19 protein-coding genes are annotated in these 22,044 nt (G+C 34.0%); 12 read left to right on the top strand and 7 right to left on the bottom strand.

The features are described 5' to 3' along the window. The coding region (locus MHB45_RS27905; protein WP_340908207.1) for a hypothetical protein at nt 1–487 on the bottom strand (487 nt) is incomplete at its 3' end. A gap of 107 nt (nt 488–594) precedes the next feature. Here MHB45_RS27905 and MHB45_RS27900 point away from each other — a divergent pair. The 10 genes from MHB45_RS27900 (at nt 595) to MHB45_RS27855 (ending at nt 11,540) form a co-directional block, all read left to right on the top strand. After that, a complete protein-coding gene (locus tag MHB45_RS27900; RefSeq protein WP_048687473.1) occupies nt 595–1,806 on the top strand; it encodes an MFS transporter in 1,212 nt (403 codons plus the stop codon). Between the two features lie 1,311 nt (nt 1,807–3,117). Next, nucleotides 3,118–4,161: a LacI family DNA-binding transcriptional regulator gene (locus MHB45_RS27895; protein WP_048687472.1), complete on the top strand. Its 1,044-nt coding sequence runs from the start codon at nt 3,118–3,120 to the stop codon at nt 4,159–4,161. Nucleotides 4,162–4,446: 285 nt separating this feature from the next. After that, nucleotides 4,447–4,899, top strand: coding sequence for a GNAT family N-acetyltransferase (locus tag MHB45_RS27890; protein WP_063596980.1), 453 nt, complete (start codon nt 4,447–4,449; stop codon nt 4,897–4,899). A 144-nt stretch (nt 4,900–5,043) separates the two neighbouring features. Continuing rightward, a complete protein-coding gene (locus MHB45_RS27885) occupies nt 5,044–5,481 on the top strand; it encodes a GNAT family N-acetyltransferase (protein WP_048686045.1) in 438 nt (145 codons plus the stop codon). A gap of 223 nt (nt 5,482–5,704) precedes the next feature. Continuing rightward, nucleotides 5,705–6,010 carry a hypothetical protein gene (locus MHB45_RS27880; RefSeq protein ID WP_048686044.1) on the top strand — a complete coding sequence of 102 codons (306 nt, stop codon included), beginning with the start codon at nt 5,705–5,707 and terminating at the stop codon, nt 6,008–6,010. A 396-nt stretch (nt 6,011–6,406) separates the two neighbouring features. Beyond that, nucleotides 6,407–7,609: an IS110 family transposase gene (locus tag MHB45_RS27875; RefSeq protein ID WP_338567219.1), complete on the top strand. Its 1,203-nt coding sequence runs from the start codon at nt 6,407–6,409 to the stop codon at nt 7,607–7,609. A 534-nt stretch (nt 7,610–8,143) separates the two neighbouring features. Continuing rightward, nucleotides 8,144–8,293: a hypothetical protein gene (locus MHB45_RS27870; RefSeq protein WP_162489977.1), complete on the top strand. Its 150-nt coding sequence runs from the start codon at nt 8,144–8,146 to the stop codon at nt 8,291–8,293. A gap of 265 nt (nt 8,294–8,558) precedes the next feature. After that, nucleotides 8,559–9,689 carry a hypothetical protein gene (locus MHB45_RS27865; RefSeq protein ID WP_048686975.1) on the top strand — a complete coding sequence of 377 codons (1,131 nt, stop codon included), beginning with the start codon at nt 8,559–8,561 and terminating at the stop codon, nt 9,687–9,689. A gap of 380 nt (nt 9,690–10,069) precedes the next feature. After that, a complete protein-coding gene (locus MHB45_RS27860) occupies nt 10,070–10,924 on the top strand; it encodes a macro domain-containing protein (RefSeq protein WP_048686977.1) in 855 nt (284 codons plus the stop codon). A 46-nt stretch (nt 10,925–10,970) separates the two neighbouring features. Continuing rightward, nucleotides 10,971–11,540 (top strand): TIR domain-containing protein, encoded by a 570-nt coding sequence (locus MHB45_RS27855; protein ID WP_048686979.1) that lies wholly within the window; start codon nt 10,971–10,973, stop codon nt 11,538–11,540. Nucleotides 11,541–11,809: 269 nt separating this feature from the next. Here the strand turns inward: MHB45_RS27855 and MHB45_RS27850 are convergent, their stop codons facing one another. From MHB45_RS27850 to MHB45_RS27825, 6 genes are all read right to left on the bottom strand, one after another. After that, nucleotides 11,810–13,012, bottom strand: a complete 1,203-nt coding sequence (locus MHB45_RS27850; protein ID WP_048686981.1) for a TcaA 3rd/4th domain-containing protein — start codon at nt 13,010–13,012, stop codon at nt 11,810–11,812. 58 nt (nt 13,013–13,070) lie between these two features. After that, nucleotides 13,071–16,028: a Tn3 family transposase gene (locus tag MHB45_RS27845; protein ID WP_048686983.1), complete on the bottom strand. Its 2,958-nt coding sequence runs from the start codon at nt 16,026–16,028 to the stop codon at nt 13,071–13,073. Nucleotides 16,029–16,061: 33 nt separating this feature from the next. Further along, nucleotides 16,062–16,616 (bottom strand): recombinase family protein, encoded by a 555-nt coding sequence (locus MHB45_RS27840; protein WP_048686985.1) that lies wholly within the window; start codon nt 16,614–16,616, stop codon nt 16,062–16,064. 302 nt (nt 16,617–16,918) lie between these two features. Next, nucleotides 16,919–17,653, bottom strand: coding sequence for an ABC transporter permease (locus tag MHB45_RS27835; RefSeq protein ID WP_048686987.1), 735 nt, complete (start codon nt 17,651–17,653; stop codon nt 16,919–16,921). A gap of 12 nt (nt 17,654–17,665) precedes the next feature. Next, nucleotides 17,666–18,424: an ABC transporter permease gene (locus MHB45_RS27830; RefSeq protein WP_048686989.1), complete on the bottom strand. Its 759-nt coding sequence runs from the start codon at nt 18,422–18,424 to the stop codon at nt 17,666–17,668. Then, nucleotides 18,421–19,332 carry an ABC transporter ATP-binding protein gene (locus MHB45_RS27825; protein WP_048686990.1) on the bottom strand — a complete coding sequence of 304 codons (912 nt, stop codon included), beginning with the start codon at nt 19,330–19,332 and terminating at the stop codon, nt 18,421–18,423. Before MHB45_RS27825 ends, MHB45_RS27830 begins: the two co-directional genes overlap by 4 nt. Nucleotides 19,333–19,578: 246 nt before the next feature. Here MHB45_RS27825 and MHB45_RS27820 point away from each other — a divergent pair, with 246 nt between their 5' ends. Together MHB45_RS27820 and MHB45_RS27815 are read left to right on the top strand one after the other, a co-directional pair. Further along, complete coding sequence (locus MHB45_RS27820) at nt 19,579–20,304, top strand: response regulator transcription factor (protein WP_082162879.1); 726 nt, start codon at nt 19,579–19,581, stop codon at nt 20,302–20,304. Then, entirely contained in the window at nt 20,301–21,734 is a 1,434-nt protein-coding gene (locus MHB45_RS27815) for a sensor histidine kinase (protein WP_048686992.1), read from the top strand. The genes MHB45_RS27820 and MHB45_RS27815 overlap by 4 nt, the downstream gene beginning before the upstream one ends. Nucleotides 21,735–22,044: the final 310 nt, after the last annotated feature.

The raw sequence follows: 22,044 nt of genomic DNA, 5'->3' as shown, positions 1-22,044 counted from the left end.
CGATGTTTTTTGAAACATGGTTGTAGTGATCTTGTGATTTACCTTCAGAGTTGCTCACAAAGTTCTCGATGTTTTTTGAAACATGGTTATAGTGATCTTGTGATTTACCTTCAGAGTTGCTCACAAAGTTCTCGATGTTTTTTGAAACATGGTTATAGTGATCTTGTGATTTACCTTCAGAGTTGCTCACAAAGTTCTCGATGTTTTTTGAAACATGGTTATAGTGATCTTGTGATTTACCTTCAGAGTTGCTCACAAAGTTCTCGATGTTTTTTGAAACATGGTTGTAGTGATCTTGTGATTTACCTTCAGAGTTGCTCACAAAGTTCTCGATGTTTTTTGAAACATGGTTGTAGTGATCTTGTGATTTACCTTCAGAGTTGCTCACAAAGTTCTCGATGTTTTTTGAAACATGATTGTAGTGATCTTGTGATTTACCCTCAGAGTTTTTTACAAAGTTCTCAATGTTTTTTGATGTTTTTGTCATTTTTTTATCTCCTTTTTATGTAAAATTTGGTACAATCTAAATTGTAATATAATTTTTAACATTGTCAATGTTTTAATTTTTTTGAAATATCAGGAAAAGGAGGAACTATGCAGAAAATTCCGAATGATAAAAATGTAATGAAACTCTATTTTATTGGATTTTTCGGTAATAATTTTTTTGATAGAGCAATTTGGATGATTTACTTTACACATTTGGGTTTTTCATTATTACAAATTGCTATACTACAAGCAATTCTAAACGCAACACAATTTTTATCAGAAATTCCAACCGGACTTATTTCTGATAAATATGGTAGGAAAGTCTCTTTAATTGTAGCGAGAATGTTCATTATTTGTTATATGCTAGGATTTATGTTTTTTGATAGTTTTTATTTAATTGCTGTAGCTCAAGTCTTTTACGGAGTAGGTCTAACTTGTATTTCTGGAGCAGATCAATCCCTACTGTATGACACTTTAAAAGATAAGAAACTCGAAAAAAATTACAGTAAAATCATTGGACGTTATTTTGCTATTGTAATTTTAGCGTTAGCTATTTCTATGTCAATAGGAGGGTTTCTCCAGGAATTATCATGGTCTACAGTATACTTGTTTGGTGTAATATGTCAGTCAATTGCATTGTTAATAACTTTAAATTTAAAAGAAAGTAGTAGTTATAATACAAATAAAACTAGAAAGGTTTCGGATTTAATTGGAGAAATTAAATTGTTTTTGAAATTAAATCCAAATTTGAGGCTATATTTAATTGGTATAGGAATCTTTTATGCAATAGGTTCTGTATATTACATGTATAATCAAGTGCTTTTTGATCAAATGGGTATACCTACATACATAATATCTTTATTGTTCGGAATTGATTCAATTGTTGCAGCAGTTGCTTCTATTAACGCATACAAACTAGAGAGTAAATTTACAGCAAGGATTGTTTTCAGTTTTTGTTTGAATGCAACAGTTGTGATGTTTTTGCTTTTATTTACTAAAACTAACTTTTGGGTTCTAATTGGATTTTTTGGTGTGAGTTTAATTTATAATACACTTGAACCTATTGCTAGCAATGTTTTGAATTTAGAAGTTTCATCTGAAAAAAGGAATACAATGCTATCAATGACTAAATTTTTATCCACATTCATAATGTTCTTGTCATTTCCACTAATCGCTTTTTTAACAAAATTTTTAAGTGTTTATTATGTATTGGCAATTACGGGTGCATTTACAATGTTTATATCTAGTCGTCTTATTAGCAAATTTTTTTCCGAATCAAAAATACAACTTAAATTCTTAAAGGAAAAGAAGGTACTGTAATGATAATTTATAATTATTTTAAAGAAATCAAATTTATGTTGCAGCTAACCTTTTTATAGAAGTTTTTAATAGTCCACCCTGGAATGAGAATTGGACCTTAGAATATGCCATTCAAAGAATTGAAACCATCTTTAAAACTCCTAGGTTTAGAGGCATCGTTTGTTTGGAGGATTCTAATTCAGAAATATGGGTTTTTGTATTGGAAATGAAGAGGCTTGGGAGAATAGAAAAGTTTTTTATCTAAATGAACTAACCTTCATTTCAACAGAGTAGCATAGGTATAAAATTAATAAATAGATTAGAGCGAGAGAGTTGAACAACCTCGAGGTCAATCAAATATATTTATCAACAATTAGAAAAAAGGAAGGGTCAAAAGACTTTTTCAGGAAGTTTGATTTATTCATGAGGAAGAGCGTATTAGAATGTAGAAAAAACTTAAGTGAGAAAATTTAAAATTTTGTTATTGCCTTTAATATATAAAATAGGAGGTATATTCATGAGTAATACGATCCCAGTAGAAATATTAGAAGAAAATGATGAACATGTTATAGGGCCTAAAAATGAAGATTTAGGTTTTTAACTAAAAAGGAGCATAGTATAACAAAGGGTTGCTGCGGCAACCTTTTTCTTATTCAACAAACGTGTCAGCATTCTTGTAATAATGAAGATGTGATTTGGTTGCTGGCCAGCTAAAGGGACAAAATTATCAAAACCAGGAGGCCTATCATGAATTATAATTTCAAAATAAAATATCGCTCATATTACTTAATATTATGACTCATCCACCCTTTTTTGTAAGTGAGTAGCTCATGAGTTTTTTTGTTCAGAAGTCCAAATTTATCCTTACTAGATAATGAAACCAAATTAACGGGGTAAAAACTTAATATAACTTACTGTGAAATACTAAGAAAAGAAGAAAACCGGCGTTTTTTCTTTCTTCATTGAGGGAAGTTAGTTCTATAATATGTAAATTTATACGATGAAATGGAACTATATTTAACATATAATAATATTAAACCTAAATTTGAAAGGAGTAATGAAAATAGTCGGCTGGCTTCTTTCCTCTCCCAAAACATTTTCTGGTTTTTTAGAAGCTGATCTCTTATCAGCTTCTTTTTAATTTTTACAAGAGGTAAAAATCGAAAAATGGGTATTTTCTGAAAAAAGTTAAAAACAATCAAAAAAGTATGGAAATAACTATTTAGTGAGTGCATTATAGATACAGTATAATTTTAAAATATATGAGAAAAGTGTTTATTGTTTTTTAAATGAAGTCAATAAAAACTAAAGAGGGGAGAGGGAAAACAACGCATGGCCATCACGATAAAAGATGTGGCACAACTGGCGAATGTTGCTCCTTCAACAGTTTCTCGAGTGATTGCAAATGATCCTCGTATAAGTGAAAAAACAAAGGTACGTGTTAGTAAGGTAATGGAAAAGTTAGGATATCATCCAAACTTGATTGCACGTAGTCTTGCTAAACAATCAACCAGGATCATTGGGTTTGTGCTGCCATGTTCGTCAAATAGCTTTTATCAAAATCCATTTTTTCCGACAATCCTCCAGGGTCTTAGTGAAGGGGCTCAGGAAAAGCATTACTCTCTTTTATTAAGCACGGGGAAAACAAAAGAGGAAATCTACGAAGGAGTCGTGAATATGGTTCAAGGGGGAATGGTGGATGGAATAATCCTTATGTATTCAAGGATGAATGATCACATTCTAACCTATTTACAAGCAAGGGCTTTTCCGTTTGTCATCATTGGGAAACCCTATGATTTTATTGAGGAGATAACGTATGTAGATAACGATAATGTCTTGGCTGCCGAACAGGTAACAGACTACCTTATTCAGTTAGGACATGAAAGAATTGGATTCATTGGAGGGGATATAACCTTTGTGATGACTCTAAATCGTTTATTAGGGTATGAACGTGCATTGAAAAGGGCTGGTATCGTTCCAAGAAGGGAATATACCATACATGAGGATTTTTTATATGAAGGTGGACAAGCAGCTGCAAAAAAAGTACTATCGATTGACGAACCACCAACTGCGTTGGTCATCAGTGATGATCGTATGGCACTTGGCGTCGTGCATTCTCTTCGAGAAGTGGGAGTACAGACTCCTAAGGAAATGTCGATTGTCAGCTTCAATCATGTCCTTTTCTCTGAACAATCATTACCTGCCTTGACTTCTGTAGACATTAATATTTTCGATTTAGGCTATCAGGCCGCAAAAAGTATCTTAGAAAAGTTGCAAACTAGAGATACTTTTGCTGGGTCCATCATTCCCCATCATTTTGTGGAAAGGCATTCATGCAGATCAATCAAACAAGAAGCGATGGCCATGACTTACTAACAAAAATAGCCTTGCATAAAAACCATGCTCTTTTGTTAAAATTGCACGCACGCTAAAACTTTTAAATGTATAGACACCGTAAAAGTACAGAAAAAGATAAAGAAATCAATTTAAATTAATTTGTATCTATATTATCAACTTCTTTTTAATTTAACGCATCAGATATTTGGGAAATTTCAACTATTTTTAAATGGTAAATCATTAGGAAATATGTACATTTATATAACTAAAAAAGGAACCTAATAACAAAAATTTGATAGGATTGATTGGAAGGAGGAATTATTAATGCAGAATACAATTCGTGTATTGTCAGAAAAAGATTTAGAAGAAGTATCAAAGATTTTCACCAATGTTTTTAGCTCTAATCCTTGGAACGAACCATGGAGTTTTCAAACATCTTACAAACGATTGTTAGATATAAGTAAGACTCCTGGCTATATAGGAATAGGTTATTTTAATTCTAATAATCAAATGATTGGCTTTTTAGTCGGAAATGAAGAGCAATGGGCTGATAGCAAGAACTTTTACATAAATGAAATCTGCGTTCTAAATAATATCCAACAAAACGGGGTTGGTTCGAGTTTACTAAAATATTTAGGGAATATCCTTACACAGAGAAAAGTCGATGCCGCATATTTATCAACCGAGAGAGGCAAAGGTAAACCGGAGTTATTTTTTAGAAAAAACGGCTTTGTGACAAACGAGTCTCGAATATTAATGACAATGAACGTTTCTTGAATTAAATACAAAAAACTTTAATTCTTCTTCAACTAACGGGTGTCTTAAAGGCAGCTTTTTTTATGCAACTATCGGGCAGTTTAGTTGAATAAGAAAATATGTAGACTTAATTTACGAAAAATTCAAAAAAAAGGAGTTTTAACTTTGAATACTTTAACAATAAAAGAACTTAAATTACGTAATGAGATAATTGAAGCATTTCCAATTATGAAGCAGTTACGAACTCATCTTGACGAAGGTACTTATCTTGAATTAGTAATGGAAGCACAAGAAGTAGATAGATATAAAATGTTGGCTTTATTTGATGATCATAAAATTGTGGCGGTTACCGGTTTTAAGCCAATGACAACACTGTATTATGGAAGATTTGTTTGGGTTTGTGATTTGGTTACGGACACTAATATACGGTCAAAAGGATACGGTGAAAAACTACTTACATATGTTCATGAATGGGCAAAAGAAAATAAGTATGAAAGTGTTGCCCTATCTTCAGGGTTACAGCGTACAGATGCACACCGTTTTTATGAAGATAAGATGAATTATGACAAAGTAAGTTATGTGTTTAAAACACCTTTAAAATAAGTAAGATATTAAACTAAAGGGTGCGTTAGCTAAAGATCAGAGCTGTCTTTAAGGCAGCTCTTTTCTTATGGAACTAAAGGGGCAGGATAGCTCAATAAAAATAAGGAGTAGCCAGTTAATGTAGCTTACCTATCCATTGATACATGCCCTCTTTAACCAATAATTCACAATTATGGTATGATTGTTTTAATTATACATAATTTTTCAAGGGGTGGTGCAAGGGATGCTTAAACGAATACTAACTAAATACGAACACGAAGGTCTGACCCCGGAGGAAATTGAGCATTTAAATACTATAAAAGGACAAAATCCTTATGGGATGCTAACTCTATTATTAGGTCTAATTTCCTTTTTGTTTGGACCACAGTATATAATTATTCCTATCGTAGCATTGTTATTTGGTTTTATTACTTACCGGACCTTTGATTATGAAAAAGAGGATAATCCTTGGACTTTTTACATTGGACTATTATTTGCTTTTGCAGGATTAATATTGAACTTTTTACATTATGTACACGTATTGGGGTAGAGTCAGGAAAATGCCCATTTACAACGATAAGCATTTTGATACAAGTCTTATGAGACATTATAAAGCCTAATTTAGAGGTAATTTGAATGTGTCTCAATAGGTTCTACTCTATTAAGATTGTGAAGGATTGTACTTAAACTAACGGGTGCGTTCGTATTATAAGGTCGACCAGTAAAAATTACTGGTTGACCTTTTTTTAATAGAATCTATTATATCAGTAGCCAGGGTAGGACGTACGGGTGCGTGGGACTTGATCCCGTGAACTAAACTGTCCGCCCCCTACTTGTAGAAACATGTTTGAGGCTGGTTGGGACGCAGATCTCGAATAACAAGCGAAGCTATGACACTACATGGAGGACTAGGGGTACTGGTTAGTAAGTAGAGGAGGAAAAAACAATGAATCCAGTTGTTGGTCTGGATGTGGCAAAAGGAGAGAGCCAAGTTCAGGCATTTTTAGATCAATCTAAACCGTATGGAAAGAGCTTTTCAATGAAGCATATCAAAGAGGAGTTAGATCATTTTTTAGAATTTCTAAAAGAAATTGAAGAGGTGACAGGGCAAATGCCTATGGTCATTTTAGAATCTACAGGGCATTACCATTCTCCTGTTATTCAATACCTGGAGGAACAAGGGATTCCATATATCTTACTAAATCCGATTATTTCTTATCAGGCAAAGAAGTCCAGCTTACGGAAGGTAAAAACGGACGCTATCGATGCGTACCAGTTGTGTGTGCTGTATTACAAAGAGGATTTAGAACCTCATAAAATTAGAGGAATTCAGCTATTAGACCTTCGGAATTTGTCCAGACAACAGGAAATCGTAACGAATATGTATGTGGAAGCTAAACTTCAGTTTCACACCATTTTAGATCAAGTGTTTCCTGAATACCGGAAGGTTTTTGGGGATCTATATTCAAGGGTTTCTTTATTGATATTAAAGGAATATCCCACTTCAGAGGCGGTATTAGCAGCCGGGGAAAGTAAACTAGCAGAGAGTGTTATAGAGTTCTGTCCTAGCAGATCGGGTCAATGGGCATGGGAAAAAGCAAAAAAAATAATGGACTCCGCGTCTCGAAATCCATTTCAAATAAACGTGTATCAAAGTCACGTAATCAATCTTCGTATGTATATTGAGTTGCTTTTTCATTACCAGGGACACCTCTCTGAGTTGGAAGATCGTATAGTGGCCCTGGCAAATGAACTGGAAGAATATAAGATCATCCAATCGATTCCCGGTATCGGAGAAAAAACCGCAGCCACGATTATCTCTGAAATTGGTGAAATCGATCGGTTTAATCACCCGAAAAAACTAGTTGCCTTCGCTGGAGTAGATCCAAGTGTTCACTCATCGGGTAAGTTTACGGCAACCATTAATCGTATTACTAAAAGAGGTTCGAGCAGACTACGTCATTCTCTGTATCTTGCCGTACTATGTGGCATAAGAAGTTCAAGGAACAAAAAGCTTAAAGCCTTCTATGATAAGAAAAAATCAGAAGGAAAACCGGCCAAAGTGTCAATCGTTGCCTGTATGAATAAGTTGCTTCATTGGATTTACGCTTTATTAAAGAGAAAAGAAGCATTCCTAGATTTAGCCTGATTAACGATTTTGTGAAACAGAGAAAAATCCTTCCAAAAGGGTTTTGGAGGGTTATTTGTCATGAACAAAAATAGTATATCATAAGGGAAATGAAAATTTTAGAGAAAGATATTGACATCCTATTAGCTGGTTTAGTTCTATAAGGCACTAAATTATATTTAAATCTATATAAAAAACAGTTAGTTATTAAATAAGAAAAAGTAAAAAAAACCTACTTCCTTGAACAGGATCGTAGGATTTTTTGCTTTATTCTAAACCAATACGTGTAACATAATAACATTGTGTTACATTTAGCTATACCAGATTAATCTCAAAACTCAACTTCTTTTCAAGTTTTTGGTATTTGATTTTAGGAATGAGTTTTGGAATAAAACATTCTCTGATTATGATCATTTTTATAAAAATCTATTTTTGTACCACATCTGACCGTTTATGGTACTGTTCTTATTAACGGATCGTGATGTTGACGAAAGAGGGGCTTTTTCAATTTTTCTTCTTTGTCTTTTTAAACGCTGGTTAAAGGAGATGGTCAGGGTGAATAAAACAACAATTGAAAACATAGGTGAACGAAAAGAAATTTCAGATGAAGCTTTAGAAAGATTTGTTGAAGTTTATCTTAAAATGATCAAGAAGAACGAGATAAAAATTAAACGATTACTGGAAGGGGTACCCCCAACAATTTAACATAAAAACCACTCGAACTCTTTCTGAAACTAATAAGAAATGAATTTAAATGCCGAGCAGGTAGATATAAAAGGGTAATTAGGGCTTTTATGTAGAATGGGGTAATAATGGTGAATTAGATAAAAAGGAAGAGATTATCGCTAGTGGTTAACTTCGTTGGCCTATTGCTTAATGAATTAAAGTTGCAGATTAGTAGAAGATGAAATAAAGGTTTTGAAATTCAATATTATAGGAACGAAGATAAAACTAAAAAAGGAGGATAAACATGCTAAAAACACAATACATTGGTCCATTAATTAAAGAAAAGGTAGATGAAATTAAATTTGCTGCATTATATTTTGATAGCATTGAAATCATTGAACATGTTTTTGGAGAAGTTGAACCACTTGGCGCTTACACGTCTGTTCCAAAGAAGGATTTGATAGGAAAAAGGATAAGTGCAAAGGTGACAAAAATTTTCACTTATACTGATGATGAATTCAGTCGTCATACAGAACTGTTATTCCAAGAAGGAATACTATCAAGTAGAATTGATAACCTACGAGAGCTCAGTGACGATTTATTAAATCAAATTTTTAGCCAGACATACTCTATCGTCGATCAAACTAAAGATTGCTTTATAAAGAGAACAGAACCGAGGAAGAGTGAGAATGTTCGGGATAAGCTGGTTGAAATAAAATTTGCTGACCCTGAAATTCGTCAAATTTATGAAACATTTAAAAATCCCATTGATGAAAAAACGGTTTTTGATCTTCGATTTGTTAAGGAATATTATCATGACTTACTTAGTTCTATTCTGGCAGCCACTGCTTATGGTAATCAAGTCTTGACTACAAGTAACGTACTTAATAATTTAATGAAATCCACCTATGATAATGAAGAAGTTTTAATTAATCGAAAAAAAATTGCTGAAAGTATACATCAATCCCCTTCATTAGCTTTTGAAGCAATTAAGCTTAACCTTCCAGATGTATCACAATTTTCTATGGAAGATGTTCTTGAAATAAGGTACCAATTAAGAGATGAATTAGAAAATTTTCGTTTTGAAATGGAAAGAATAAATTTCGAATTACTTCAGGATTTTGATACAAAATATATTGAAACTCACGCTAAAGAGCTTGTTAAGTACAAAATTAATCCTTTAATCGATGATTTAAAGAAAAAAGCCGACAATGAGAAAATTCAAGTCTTAAAACGATTATTTAACGATCTAAGAGACCCAAAAGCTTATACTCCATTAATCGGTACAGTAACGGGACAAATTCCTGTACATATAGCTGCAATGTTAAGTGTAGGTTTAATTGGTATATCTGCTGCATGGGATTATGTTCAAAACAACAAAGATATTCGAGACAATGGTTTGTATTATTTAATTAAACTAAATAAACTTCGATAAACAATAAATATCAAAAATCCTGTGTTGCAGGTTTTTTTTGTTCAGTAAACGGACCATATTCTTGAGTAACACTCCACAATTAAATTGGACATTAATGCTAAACTTATAAATAAGGTTGTATGTAGTTTAGTTGAAGTAGGAATTTCAAAAAAGTGCTCCCATCTGGGAAATGACTGCATAGCTAAGTCGAAATCGAAAAATATCAAATGGTTTCACATTTTTAAATAAAGTAAATATTGAGAATTTGATGAAACTGGGTTAGATTGGTATAATAGTATTAGTATAAAAGGCATTCATTACAGTTGTCCTATTTACTTTGAACCGTAAGAGTTTAGTTCGATGAACAATCCAGACTATCTAAGAAATGAGAAGGAAGAATCATGAAAAAAAGATTTTCTAAAATGAAAGATTTGTCAAAGAATTGGAGTTTTTGGCAAAAAGCAATGGCTGTTCCAGGTCTATTATTTACAGTGGTTATGGCTATTTTAACGTTTTTTGAAGTAAGCTATAATAAATTTTTATTTTTTGCTTTAGTAATTATCTCCATTATTTATATTATTAGATATTTCATTGTTACATCAGGTCTAAAGGAAATAACTTTGAATGTTGATGGTTCATTAATTGAAATTACTTCTGGTGATATTTTCGAACAGGATGATTGCTATAAAGTGATTGCTTTTAATGAGTTTTTCGATACGAAAGTAGATGACAAAATAATTTCTTCAAATTCATTAAATGGAATCTATTTGTTAAATAAATATCCAACTGCTAGAGAAATTAATTCATTTGATAAAAGGGTAGCAAAAGAACCAAGATTGAAAGCAATAGAAGAAGGCGTGAGCAGAAGGCTTGGTGGAAAGACAGCAAGGTATGAACTTGGGAGTATTTTTCAGGATAAAGACTACTTTCTTGTTGCATTTTCAAAATTTGATGAAAAAAATGAAGCTAATTTGAGATTAGCAGAATATGCAACATGCCTATTAAGATTTTGGGATGAAGCCAATTCTTTATACAATCAAAACCCGATTGCACTACCATTGTTAGGAACAGGTATAACTAGACATAAGGATTTTAAAGCTACCAATCAGGAATTACTCGAAGTTATCCTCTGGACGTTTAAAATCAGCAAAGTAAAATTCAAAGAACCGTCTAAGGTTAAAATTCTTATAAGGGAAAATCAAATAGAAAACATAGATTTTAATAAGCTAAGGGAATTTGAGAATAATAGTATTTAGTCAGGGGATTTAATAATTGCTGTGATATGAAGGGGATTAGAATGATATGGCATACAGAAGTGGTAATTATTCAGCGTTTTATGTCAGTGAACCGTTTAATGAAAGTAAACTGGGTGCTTTCGCTACTAAAGATTTTGTATATTACAATTTATTAAGGGCTTGGAAATCAGCAGATAGTACCTTTCCGTTCATAGACTCACATGATAAAACCTATAATGTGCGAGATGGTAGTGATTGGGAAAAGACATTAAAACCGAGGCTGCGTCAACGACTTAATAATTCAAAGAATATTATTTTGTTTTTAAGTTCAGCAACCAAAAATAGTAGGGCATTACGGGAAGAAATGAGTTATGGTATCGTTACAAGTGGGCTACCAGTTATCGTTGTTTATCCGGAATATAAAAATAAGAGTGACATTATAAATTGCAGTTCGAAAGAATTTAAACAGCACATAAAGGATTTATGGGATAACTTACCGGCCTTTCGTGATTTTATGAAAAATGTTCCAACTCTCCATATACCAAATAATAAAGATCTTATAAGAAAAGCTCTGAGTGATACTGACTTTATGGTTAATTCAAAGTGTAATGCTAGTAGATATTTTTATCCTTGTTAAATCAATTAGGATTATTATTATAAAAAGTCAGGTTGTTTATAATAAAGTTTGAGCAATACAGGTAGAAAATGTTCAACTTTTTTATAAAAACGAAACTTAAATCTGCTGGAAAAGAATCCATTTTGATCAAACTTTTTTTCAAAATGGATCCTTTATATTTATCGTAAAGTGCTGGTTTGTGAGGTATTATGATCAAACTTTATTTAAAAGCAACATAAGCAAGAAAAAAAGCCTACGATCCTTGAACAGCAAGGAACGTAGGCTTTTTATTATTTAAATTCACTTTTTACAACGTCTTTCCCTTTCATAAATTCATCATCGGAATAATAATCATCTAATTCATCTATCGTCCATTGTTTAGATTTTTCATCATACGTTGCCACGACCAAATATTCTTCAAACACTTCTTCTAATGGATCGCCTTCATTAAATCCATAGTATTCTTTTTGTTCACTATGAAATTCTACTGGAAGCTTTACTCGATATTGATCTTTTTCTTTCGATAAGGTTATATTTCCGAAGTCAATACGTGTTCCCAGGGCTATCCCTTTCCAATAATTTTCATTTGATTTAGCGAACTGGATATCTTCTGCGTATGTTTTTACAATATTGTCTGAAGCTGTTTTAATAACGGAAGCATTTTGTTGAACTAACGCTTGAACTCGTTGTTTAGCAAAATCATTGATCACTTGTACAACTTTGTCTTTATTTTCTTTCTCTCCAAATGGTTTAGGTGTAACATCCACACTCACTGTATCTTCATCTACCGTTAGAGCGTCACTTGTTGCAGCTCCCCAGGGATAGGTAGCTTCTCCATGGACCTTGATTGAACCATCCGTTGATACGGGCCCGAAATTTGTTTCCTCGTCATCATCACTATTACCAAACAAGCCTCCCTCATCCTCTTTAATCATTTCGGCTTTTTTTTCTGTGGTTTTCCCATTTACAAATATCTCAACATTTTCAATGGTTGCTTCCACATCAATCTTTTTCCCCTCTACATCCAATTCAATTTCACTTTGACGTTCTTCATCATCGAAAAGAGACACTTCTTCTTTTGTTTGTATATTAACAAATTCATATTTTTTTGTTCCAGTAACGGTATATTTACTTGGCGCTAGTCCATTAATATTCTTTTCAAGTTGACCGTTTTTTGTTTTAAAAACTTCTTTTCCATTTAATTTAATCACCGTATCCGGTTGATTAGCTGATACTTTAAGGGAGTACGGACGAGCATAAATATGATAACCTCCGAACAATCCACCGTCTTTTTCAAGATAAAAATCTCCTGCATTTTTGATTTCACCTTCGGTAGCATTTTCAAAGAGAGGGTTTTGTAACCTTGCTTGATTATCTTCTTCTAGAATTGCGCTTTGTGCATGTAGGATAAAAACTTGCTCTTGGGCATATTCATTATTATCTTTGGCATATGGGGTCCTACCAACAAAAAGCGCAAAACATACGCTAAGCAAATTTCGACATAAATAAAGCCGATATTTCCTACGCTAAGGAAATCTTCGGCTATTATTTTTATTGAATAAGAGGGCGCAGCGAATGTAAACTTGCTATTTTCTTCATATCAAAGGTGTATTCACCAAGAAAATTGATATGCTCCCATCCCAATGGAGAAGTATGTTTTAGTAAGTCTTCCCGTAAATTTCCTTTTTCCTTCAACAAATTTGTTGCTTCGGTAAGATATACGGTATTCCATACGCTAATGGCGTTAATTATAATATTTAAGGCACTTGCACGTTGAAGTTGGTCTTGCAGCCCTCGTTCTCGTAACTCACCCCGTTTTCCAAAGAATAATGCTCTTGCTAAGCCATTCATTGCTTCCCCTTTGTTCAATCCTCTTTGAATACGCCTACGAAGTGTTTCATTAGATATGTAATCTAAGATAAAAATAGTTTTTTCGATTCTTCCCATTTCTCGCAAAGCAGTAGCTAACTTGTTTTGCCTTGCATATGATCCTAATTTCCCCATAATAAGTGAACCGGACACTTTTCCTTCTCGAATAGAATGGGCTAAACGGAGTACATCATCAAAGTTTTCTTGAATAACCTTTATGTTAATCCGTCCACGAAGTAATTTTTCTAGGTCAGGAAAATCACTTGGTTTTTGAATGGTAAATAGTTTGGCATCGGCTAGATCACGCAGCCTTGGTGCAAAACGAAATCCTAACAAGTGACTTAAACCAAAAACTTGATCGGTATAACCAGCTGTATCAGTATAATGCTCCTCAATATTTAATTCTGTTTCATGATGAAGCAAACCATCGATGACATGTACGGCATCTCTTGCATTTGTATTAATGACTTTCGTATAAAAAGCCGAAAATTGATCACTTGTAAACCGATAAATGGTTGCCCCTTTTCCTGTGCCATAATGGGGATTTGCTTCAGCATGCAACGATGAAACACCAACTTGTACACGCATTCCGTCAGATGAAGATGTGGTGCCATTTCCCCAATAAGAAGCTAGAGCAAGCTTATGCTGAAAATTTACCAAAGTTGCCTGTGCTCGATTTATAGCATCATCATACAATCGCCATTGTGCGGCATTGGCCATCTGGTGATAAGTAACTCCAGGTGTAGCATCTGCCATTTTAGTCAATCCAATATTCGTCCCCATTGCCATAAGCGCAGCCATTAAAATTACCTTTTCTTCTCCCTTTGGAGGGCGATTGGTGGAAGCATGTATTAACATTTCGTCAAATCCTGTCCAGTGCGCTACCTCCATTAAAAGATCAGTGAGCTTAATTCTTGGAAGCATATTATATAAGGATAAACTGAAGGTTCGTGCATCTTCTGGGGTATCCTTTTCCAAACGATCTACCCTAAGTTTTGCTTTTTCTATATTTACTCCTTCAAGACTATCAAGGTTATTTGAAACCCATGTAAAGCGTTCGGCTAGGGCACTCCTTCTTTCCTCAAGGTATTCCTCTGCTGATGAGCGAACTGCTAATCTAGTATCTGTAAGATTGGTTTTTGTCCATTCATTTTTAGGAACAAGGTATTCCTCAAAGTCCTTATGAAGCCTACTACCTACTACAGATACATCCCCTGAACGAATATGATTTTTTAATTCCGTTAGGGCAGCCATTTCATAATAATGTCGATTAATTGTTCCTTCTTCATCGTACACATGCTTTTCCCATCGTTTTGGGACGAAATCTAATGGTGCTCCATCTGGTACTTTTCTTTTTCCTGATTCATTCATCTCATTCAATGTTTTTAATGCACGTAATAATGGTTCTGCTGCATTTGTAGAACGAAATTCTAATGATTTAAGAAGAGTAGGGGTATACTTTCTTAAATAAATAAATCTATTCTCTAGCAAGTCAAGGTAATCATAATCCATTGGTCGTGCTAACTTTTTTGCTTCTTCAACGGAAGTAACGATTTTATCCCAAGGCATTACCTTTTCAATGGTGCTAAATGGATCAAGCCCTTCATCTCGTGCTTGAATAAGCGCAGCTCCAATATCTGCAAAATGAACAACCTTTTCATTAACTGCTTTTCCATTTTCCTTTTGCATTTCCTCTTGTGATTTGCGACCTTTCGATTGTAAAATCATCATTTGCCGATCATGAATTTCAATTGCTTGGTCAATTAAGTCCTGACTTAGTGTTCCTAGATATGCTACAAGGATGGCATATTTCTTATTTTCTTTAAATCTGCGAAACGAATGAGGTTCATAACGTGCTCCGATACGTGATAATTGAAGCAATCGATTGGGATGTACTTCATGTAAATTTGTCGGAAGTTTCAAGTCCCGAATATATTCCAAACGCTTTATTACTTTTAGAAAGGAATCAGGTGATGACTGGCCGGGAATTTCCCTCAACCATGCTAATGGGGTTTTCTTGCTTTCCACTAGTGGATCGATAAATTCATCCAACTTTTTCTTTTGCCAGTTTGAAAGGGTCCCGGCTAAGGATTTAAAAATCTTTTCCTCTGCTCTCCGACGAGTTTCCCAGACAAGTCTCTCTATTGTAGTCATTCCAGGAAGAATTATTTTTCGATTCCGTATTTCTTCTTGAACAGTTCGAAGTAGATACATGGAATTGCCATTTTGAAGAGCATGTTTCAAAAGATACTGAGCTAATTCCCGATATGTACTTACAGAAAAATTCTGGTATCTATATACCTGTCGGATTTCTTCCATATGTTCATGCTTTGTTGGGTCACGTTGGGCATATAAGGAAAAAGAATCGGGATTAGCATTTATCTGTTTTGCTATATATTGGATTACATAATCTGGTATAGGTTCAACATCTGTAAGAGACCACCCCGGATAGCGCAATACACATAATTGGACAGCAAATCCCAAACGATTATGATCTCTTCTATGCCGTTTAATAACGTCCAAGTCATATTGCGAAAAAGTATAATAGGTTTCCAGTTCCCTTTCGGTCATATCGGATGGAATCCGTACTAATTCAGCTCTTTGGTCTGCTGTAAGTAATTCTTTCCCTCTTGATGCCATTTCCTCCCCATCCATCCTTTCGTATTCAAAGACTTACTTCTTTTCTAAATACCGATAAACAGTTGTTCGGGAAACACCCCACCTTTGAGCAATATCCGTAATGGGCGTCCCATTTGCCACTAATGTCTTTAACATTTCTAACTCTTTCTTATCTAACTTCTCTGGTCTTCCTCCTAATCGTCCTCTGGCTCTTGCTGCAACACGGCCAGCTGCTGATCGCTCCTGAATAAGATTACGCTCAAATTCAGCAAAGGCTGCAAATAGATGAAACATAAGTTGCCCCGTTGCACTAACCTTGTCCATCGTAATGTTTTCCTGCAAGCTGTGGAAACTAATGCCTCGGTCATTAAGGTCATTCACAATTTTAATTAAATGCTGCATATTTCTACCTAATCGATCTAAGCGCCAAACTACTATCGTATCACCTGAGCGTACAAATCGAAGGACTTCTTCCAATCCTTGTCTTTTATCTTTGGCGCCACTAATTTTATCTGTAAATATTTCTTCGCAACCATGTTCCCTAAGAGCATCTAATTGTAAATCAAGATTTTGAATGCCTGTTGAAACACGAGCATATCCTACCTTCATTAATTTCTCCCCCTCTGTTTTTTAATTTTCTGTTTTATCGTAACATAACTTAATGTTAGGGATAATATCTGAACATAGATTTCTTTACAGAGTTTATGAACACATATAGTAGATAGAAAGCTAGAAAACTACTTAAATTCTTCAATGTACAGAAATTGATGACTTTCTGTACAGGTAAACTATATAATTATTCAAAATATTAAATAAGAACTTCGTCCTAATCTAATAACTTCAGCAAATCAAAATCATGCACTAAAAGAAAGCCGATTTTAACTATCCAAGAGAAAATCGGCCAGAATCAGTTAAATCGTGTCCCGTTTTGCAAAACTCCGCAAACCATAAAGCAGTAAAACTATGAAGGTTCCAATTAGTAGTGCATAAAATAAGAAATAAGATTGAATAGGGGATTCATCTTCAGGTGACATCGCCAGCATAGGCTGCGTCCATGGATAAATCTGCCCTAATGGTGTACTGGCAATAATAATAGCTGGAAGAGTAAAAATAATACTAACAGCTAATGGTATGCCAAATGTTTTAGCCCTTATGGATATAATTAGTTGTAGAAGAATCAATGGCAAGCACGCTAAAATGCCTCTAATCATGAACCAAAATATAGTAAAAACCGGAAGACTGCCTTCGACTCCTTTTACATAACCAAATCCTATAAAAAAGATTAATAAGATTATCATTGTAATAATTACCATTTTTACCACCGTTAGAAATTTCCCTAAAAAGATCTCTGAATGTTTGATCGGTAAAGCTAGTAGTTGCTTCCATCCACCCCCGACATGTTCACTTCTACAAACAATTGCTGCGTATATCCCAACCAAGATTGGTAATACAAAAGGACCCATAAATAACGCTACCTGTGTCCACACTTCAATCCATGCATTATCTCCAGGCTGCATAAAAAGATCATAGTTTTTAAAGAAGTTAATATAAGCCAGGAATACACCTAATAAGGGACCTATCAAGTAAAGTAACCACAACTTGGAGCGTTTTAACTTTAATCGTTCGACATATAAGACATTTTTCAAAATAATCCCTCCCTACTGGACATTCCGTTTAGCAAAATGCATAGAACCTATAAACATTAGGATTATACCTAATATCAAATTGATAACGAGGTAGGCTGAAAAATCTGGGTTATACCCTATACCCTCATACTGCAATATAACCGTTGATGATTGGATTGGATAAGCTAAAGGGAACCACCTTGTCGTTTGAGTAGCTGCTAAAAATAGACCCATAATAGCAGAAACAGATCCAATAAGAATCGAGAAAGCCTGATTTTTAATGGTCATAGATAACCAAAATTGAAAAGCCATAATTGGTAAAACGGTAATCAACATACCGTAACAATCGCCTATTAATAAGCCCCAAGGAATACCACCTTCAAATCCTAGAGCCTTTCCTAGAAAAACCATACCGGTCAGAAAAATAGTAGTGGAAAGAAATAGACTAATAGTTAGCCAAATAAATTTACTCAAATAAATTTTTCCCCTTGATATAGGCATTGAAAGGGTTTGTTTCCATCCATTTGCCTGATGCTCAATATTTGCTATCACTGATGCAGCAAGTGTGACGGCTAATGGGAAACCTAGGCCGAATAACAAACTATTGTCATACAATAAAAATATCCACATAGAACCAGCACCGAACATCTCAGCTTGTTTTTCCACAAACTCAGCACGATAGGTGAGATTTACCAACTCATACGCCAAGATAAGTAACGGAACCAATAAAATGATAATCAAAAACGACGAACGTTTTAATTTTAATTGATCTGCCTGTAATAACTTTTTCATAAGCTTCCCTCAGTACCAGTTAATTCTAAAAAGATATCCTCAAGTGTTCTTTTCACTTCCTCAAGTCGATATACAGATACACCCGAATGGACTAGAATAGAGTTAATTTCTGAAACAAATGCCGGATCCGTTTGAGATAACCACAAGAAATTGTCTTGTAAATCAGCCTTTAATTCTCGTTCTTTTAATATTGCATTTGCTTTCATTACATCATTAACTCCAACTTTTAATAGAGGTTTTCGTTTTTGTCTTAAGCGTTCAATCGAATCTTGGAAAATCATTTTTCCATTATTAATGATCCCTACCTGTGTTGCCATTTGATCTATTTCACCTAACAAGTGGCTGGATACAAGGACACTCATTCCAGCCTCCGGCAACTCCTTAATCAACTCTCTGATTTCTTGAATACCGGATGGATCTAAACCATTAGTCGGCTCGTCTAGTATTAATAAATCTGGATTACTAAGTAGGGCAACAGCAATACCGAGACGTTGCTTCATTCCAAGCGAATATTCTTTTGTTAGTCGGTTTGCCACTTTGGTTAATCTTACAATTTCCAACACTTCGCTAACCCGTTTTTCCGGAAGATCCCGTAATCTACGAACAGCCTCTAAATTTTCACGACCAGTTAAGTTTCCATAGTACGTTGGAGACTCTACTAACGATCCGATTCTTTGTAAAATTTGTAGCCGGTTTTTGTTCAGGTTTTGACCAAAAATTTCGATATTTCCCTTAGTTGGCTTAATTAATCCTAGCAACATTCTAATCGTTGTTGTTTTTCCAGCGCCATTAGGTCCAAGAAAGCCGTAAATTTGTCCACGTTCAATTCTTAAGTTCAACCCGTCCACAGAAGTATGCTTCTTATACTTTTTGGTTAGCTCATTTGTCATTATTATTTGATCATTCATCTGTTCCTCACCTCATTTCAATCGTAAACGAAACTTTTTTAACATGAACGAAACTCTTTCTAAACATTTACTTAACGATTTGCCCCGAAAATTACTTTCTATTTATGCCACATCCTCGTAGTATCAAGGGTTACGTAATGGTTTGACTATTCTGAATCCTAAACAGAATATAAATTCTTTCCTATAACAACTACTTCAACTTATGTTTAATGTAAAATAATACTAAGATAGAAGGGAGGAACAAGTGTGACTTTCAAACTCGAAGATCATAAAATTCTGATTGTTGATGACGATCAGCATATTCTAGATTTATTAACTGTCGTCTTTGAAAAGGAAGGATTTCAAAATATCTTAAAAGCCAATACAGGAGCCGAGACTCTGGTAAAAACTATACATGAAAATCCTCACATTATATTGTTAGATGTTATGTTACCGGATATTGATGGGTTTACTCTATGTAGCAAAATTCGTTCAGATACAGATGTACCTATATTGTTTTTAACGGCTAAAACTACAGATTTAGATAAATTGCAGGGATTTAGTTTTGGAGGCGATGACTATATTACAAAGCCTTTTAATCCTTTAGAAGTAGTAGCTCGTGTGAAAGCCCAATTAAGGCGTTCTACTCAAATTCCATCACCACATTCACGTAAAAAGGTATACGATTATGGCTATTTAAAAATAGATCCCAATACTGGAAGGCTTATTGTTGATGGTGTAAGGATAGAATGTCCTACTCAGGAAATGAAACTTTTATTCTATTTTTGCGAACATCCTAACCAGATTTTGAGTAAACATCAAATATATAAAGATGTATGGGGGGAATTTTATGGTGGAGATAGTACGGTGATGGTACATGTACGACGTTTACGTGAAAAAATAGAGAAAGATCCTAGTAGACCTAAATGGATTAAAACGGTTCGGGGATTAGGGTATATATTTGAAGTAACAACAAATGAGGACTTGTTGTGAAATTAAAAAATCGTGTCGCATATTACTTTGTATCACGACTTTTCTGGTTAATGCTTATTTGGGGTTTACTCATTGTGATCAGCATCGTTCTATTCAGCTTCTTTCTTGGACATAACAAAACAGAAACTCCACAATTATCGATTAGCAAAATTGTTGAAGATACGGTTGTTGTTGATCAAGGCCTTTCAGTAAGCTCGAAAATAAAAGAGGATTTAGAAAAAAATAAAATGTGGATGCAAGTATTGGATGAACAGGGTGATGAAGTTTTTTCCTTTAAAAAACCAAAAAATGTGCCGGATCATTATATTCCTGGGGAACTAGTGTCTGATTACCTGTACCCTGCTAAAAAGGGCTATCAGTTGTCTACATGGTATAAAACCATAGACAATCAGGATCTAACATGGGTGTTAGGGAAACCAATGGCTAATAATAATCCATTTTTTTATTGGATGAATAATCTATGGATTCTTTCCATTATTATAATTGGAATTTTAATTGCTTTATTTTTTGGAAAACAATTAGGTGCTCCTTTACTATATATTGTATTTTGGATTGACAATCTATCTAAAGGTAAATATGAAGAACCCTCTTATTATTTGAAGTTTCATTCCAAGAAGAGCCGCCGGAATAAAGCAGAGTATAAAACGTATCAAGAATTAACTCAGGCTCTTTCAGGGCTAACAACAACCCTTAAGAAAAACGAGGAAGAAAGGAAGTTATTAGAAAAAACAAGGGAAGAATGGATGACAGGCGTTTCTCATGATTTAAAAACTCCCCTATCTGTTATTAAAGGATATACTGTCTTATTATCTGCACAGGAATATGATTGGGAACAAGAAAAAGTACGTCACTTTGCTAAAACCATGGAAGAACGTGTGGAATATATGGAGCAACTAATAGAAGACTTCAACTTAACTTTTCAATTAAAAAATGATGCTATTCCGATACAACTTGAACAAAAAAACCTAGTAAATGTTATCAAAGACATTTTGGAACAACTCAAAGGATTGCCAGAATCAAAAAACAAGATGTTTTCATTTGAAACAAATAAAGAAGAAATTTTTCTTAAAATGGATACGAGATACCTAAAGCGCGCATTTGAAAACTTAATTGCAAATAGTATTAAACACAATCCTCCCGAAACTAAAATTAAAGTCATAGTTCATCAAGACTTGTCTCATCTAAGACAAATTCGTGTTTTAATCGAGGATGATGGGGTCGGCATGGATCAAGAAACTGTTGATCACTTATTTGATCGGTATTTCCGAGGAACAGATGCCTCTTCTAATAATTCTGGAACTGGATTAGGGATGGCTATTGCAAGACAAATTATTATAGCTCATGGCGGAGATCTTTACATAGATAGTAAACCTCAACTAGGAACCCAGTGTAGTATTATTTTTCCACTCGAACTAAAAGAAAGAATTTAGTGAACTATTGTATAAGTGATTTACAGTAATAAAAGCCGATACTTCCTTAACGTAGGAAAAATCGGCTTTCTTTATGTCGAAATTTGCTTAGCGTATGTTTTTCGCTTTTTGTTGGTAGGACCCCTATAAACTATATGCTTGGAACAATAAGGAGATTCGTAACAATCAAAAAACTTCATAAAATTATACTTCTCCGAAGTTTTTTGAAATTTTTAATTTAAAGTAAACTAATAATCTATCTTTTTAGTTTGTACCGAAGTTCGTAAAAGTACACTTTTACGAACGGGAATTTTTTCAATAAAATCCTCTT

Origin of the sequence: Peribacillus sp. FSL K6-5616 (assembly GCF_038008245.1) — a bacterium.
Classification (GTDB): domain Bacteria; phylum Bacillota; class Bacilli; order Bacillales; family DSM-1321; genus Peribacillus; species Peribacillus frigoritolerans.
Note: the sequence above shows the minus strand (reverse complement) of the source record. Positions and strands in the feature narration are given on the sequence as shown.

Bases quoted from the DNA above. Each gene is read 5' to 3' on its own strand.
- MHB45_RS27900 (WP_048687473.1), top strand. From the start codon at position 595: ATGCAGAAAATTCCGAATGATAAAAATGTAATGAAACTCTATTTTATT.
- MHB45_RS27895 (WP_048687472.1), top strand. From the start codon at position 3,118: ATGGCCATCACGATAAAAGATGTGGCACAACTGGCGAATGTTGCTCCT.
- MHB45_RS27890 (WP_063596980.1), top strand. From the start codon at position 4,447: ATGCAGAATACAATTCGTGTATTGTCAGAAAAAGATTTAGAAGAAGTA.
- MHB45_RS27880 (WP_048686044.1), top strand. From the start codon at position 5,705: ATGCTTAAACGAATACTAACTAAATACGAACACGAAGGTCTGACCCCG.
- MHB45_RS27875 (WP_338567219.1), top strand. From the start codon at position 6,407: ATGAATCCAGTTGTTGGTCTGGATGTGGCAAAAGGAGAGAGCCAAGTT.
- MHB45_RS27865 (WP_048686975.1), top strand. From the start codon at position 8,559: ATGCTAAAAACACAATACATTGGTCCATTAATTAAAGAAAAGGTAGAT.
- MHB45_RS27860 (WP_048686977.1), top strand. From the start codon at position 10,070: ATGAAAAAAAGATTTTCTAAAATGAAAGATTTGTCAAAGAATTGGAGT.
- MHB45_RS27855 (WP_048686979.1), top strand. From the start codon at position 10,971: ATGGCATACAGAAGTGGTAATTATTCAGCGTTTTATGTCAGTGAACCG.
- MHB45_RS27845 (WP_048686983.1), bottom strand. From the start codon at position 16,028: ATGGCATCAAGAGGGAAAGAATTACTTACAGCAGACCAAAGAGCTGAA.
- MHB45_RS27840 (WP_048686985.1), bottom strand. From the start codon at position 16,616: ATGAAGGTAGGATATGCTCGTGTTTCAACAGGCATTCAAAATCTTGAT.
- MHB45_RS27830 (WP_048686989.1), bottom strand. From the start codon at position 18,424: ATGAAAAAGTTATTACAGGCAGATCAATTAAAATTAAAACGTTCGTCG.
- MHB45_RS27825 (WP_048686990.1), bottom strand. From the start codon at position 19,332: ATGAATGATCAAATAATAATGACAAATGAGCTAACCAAAAAGTATAAG.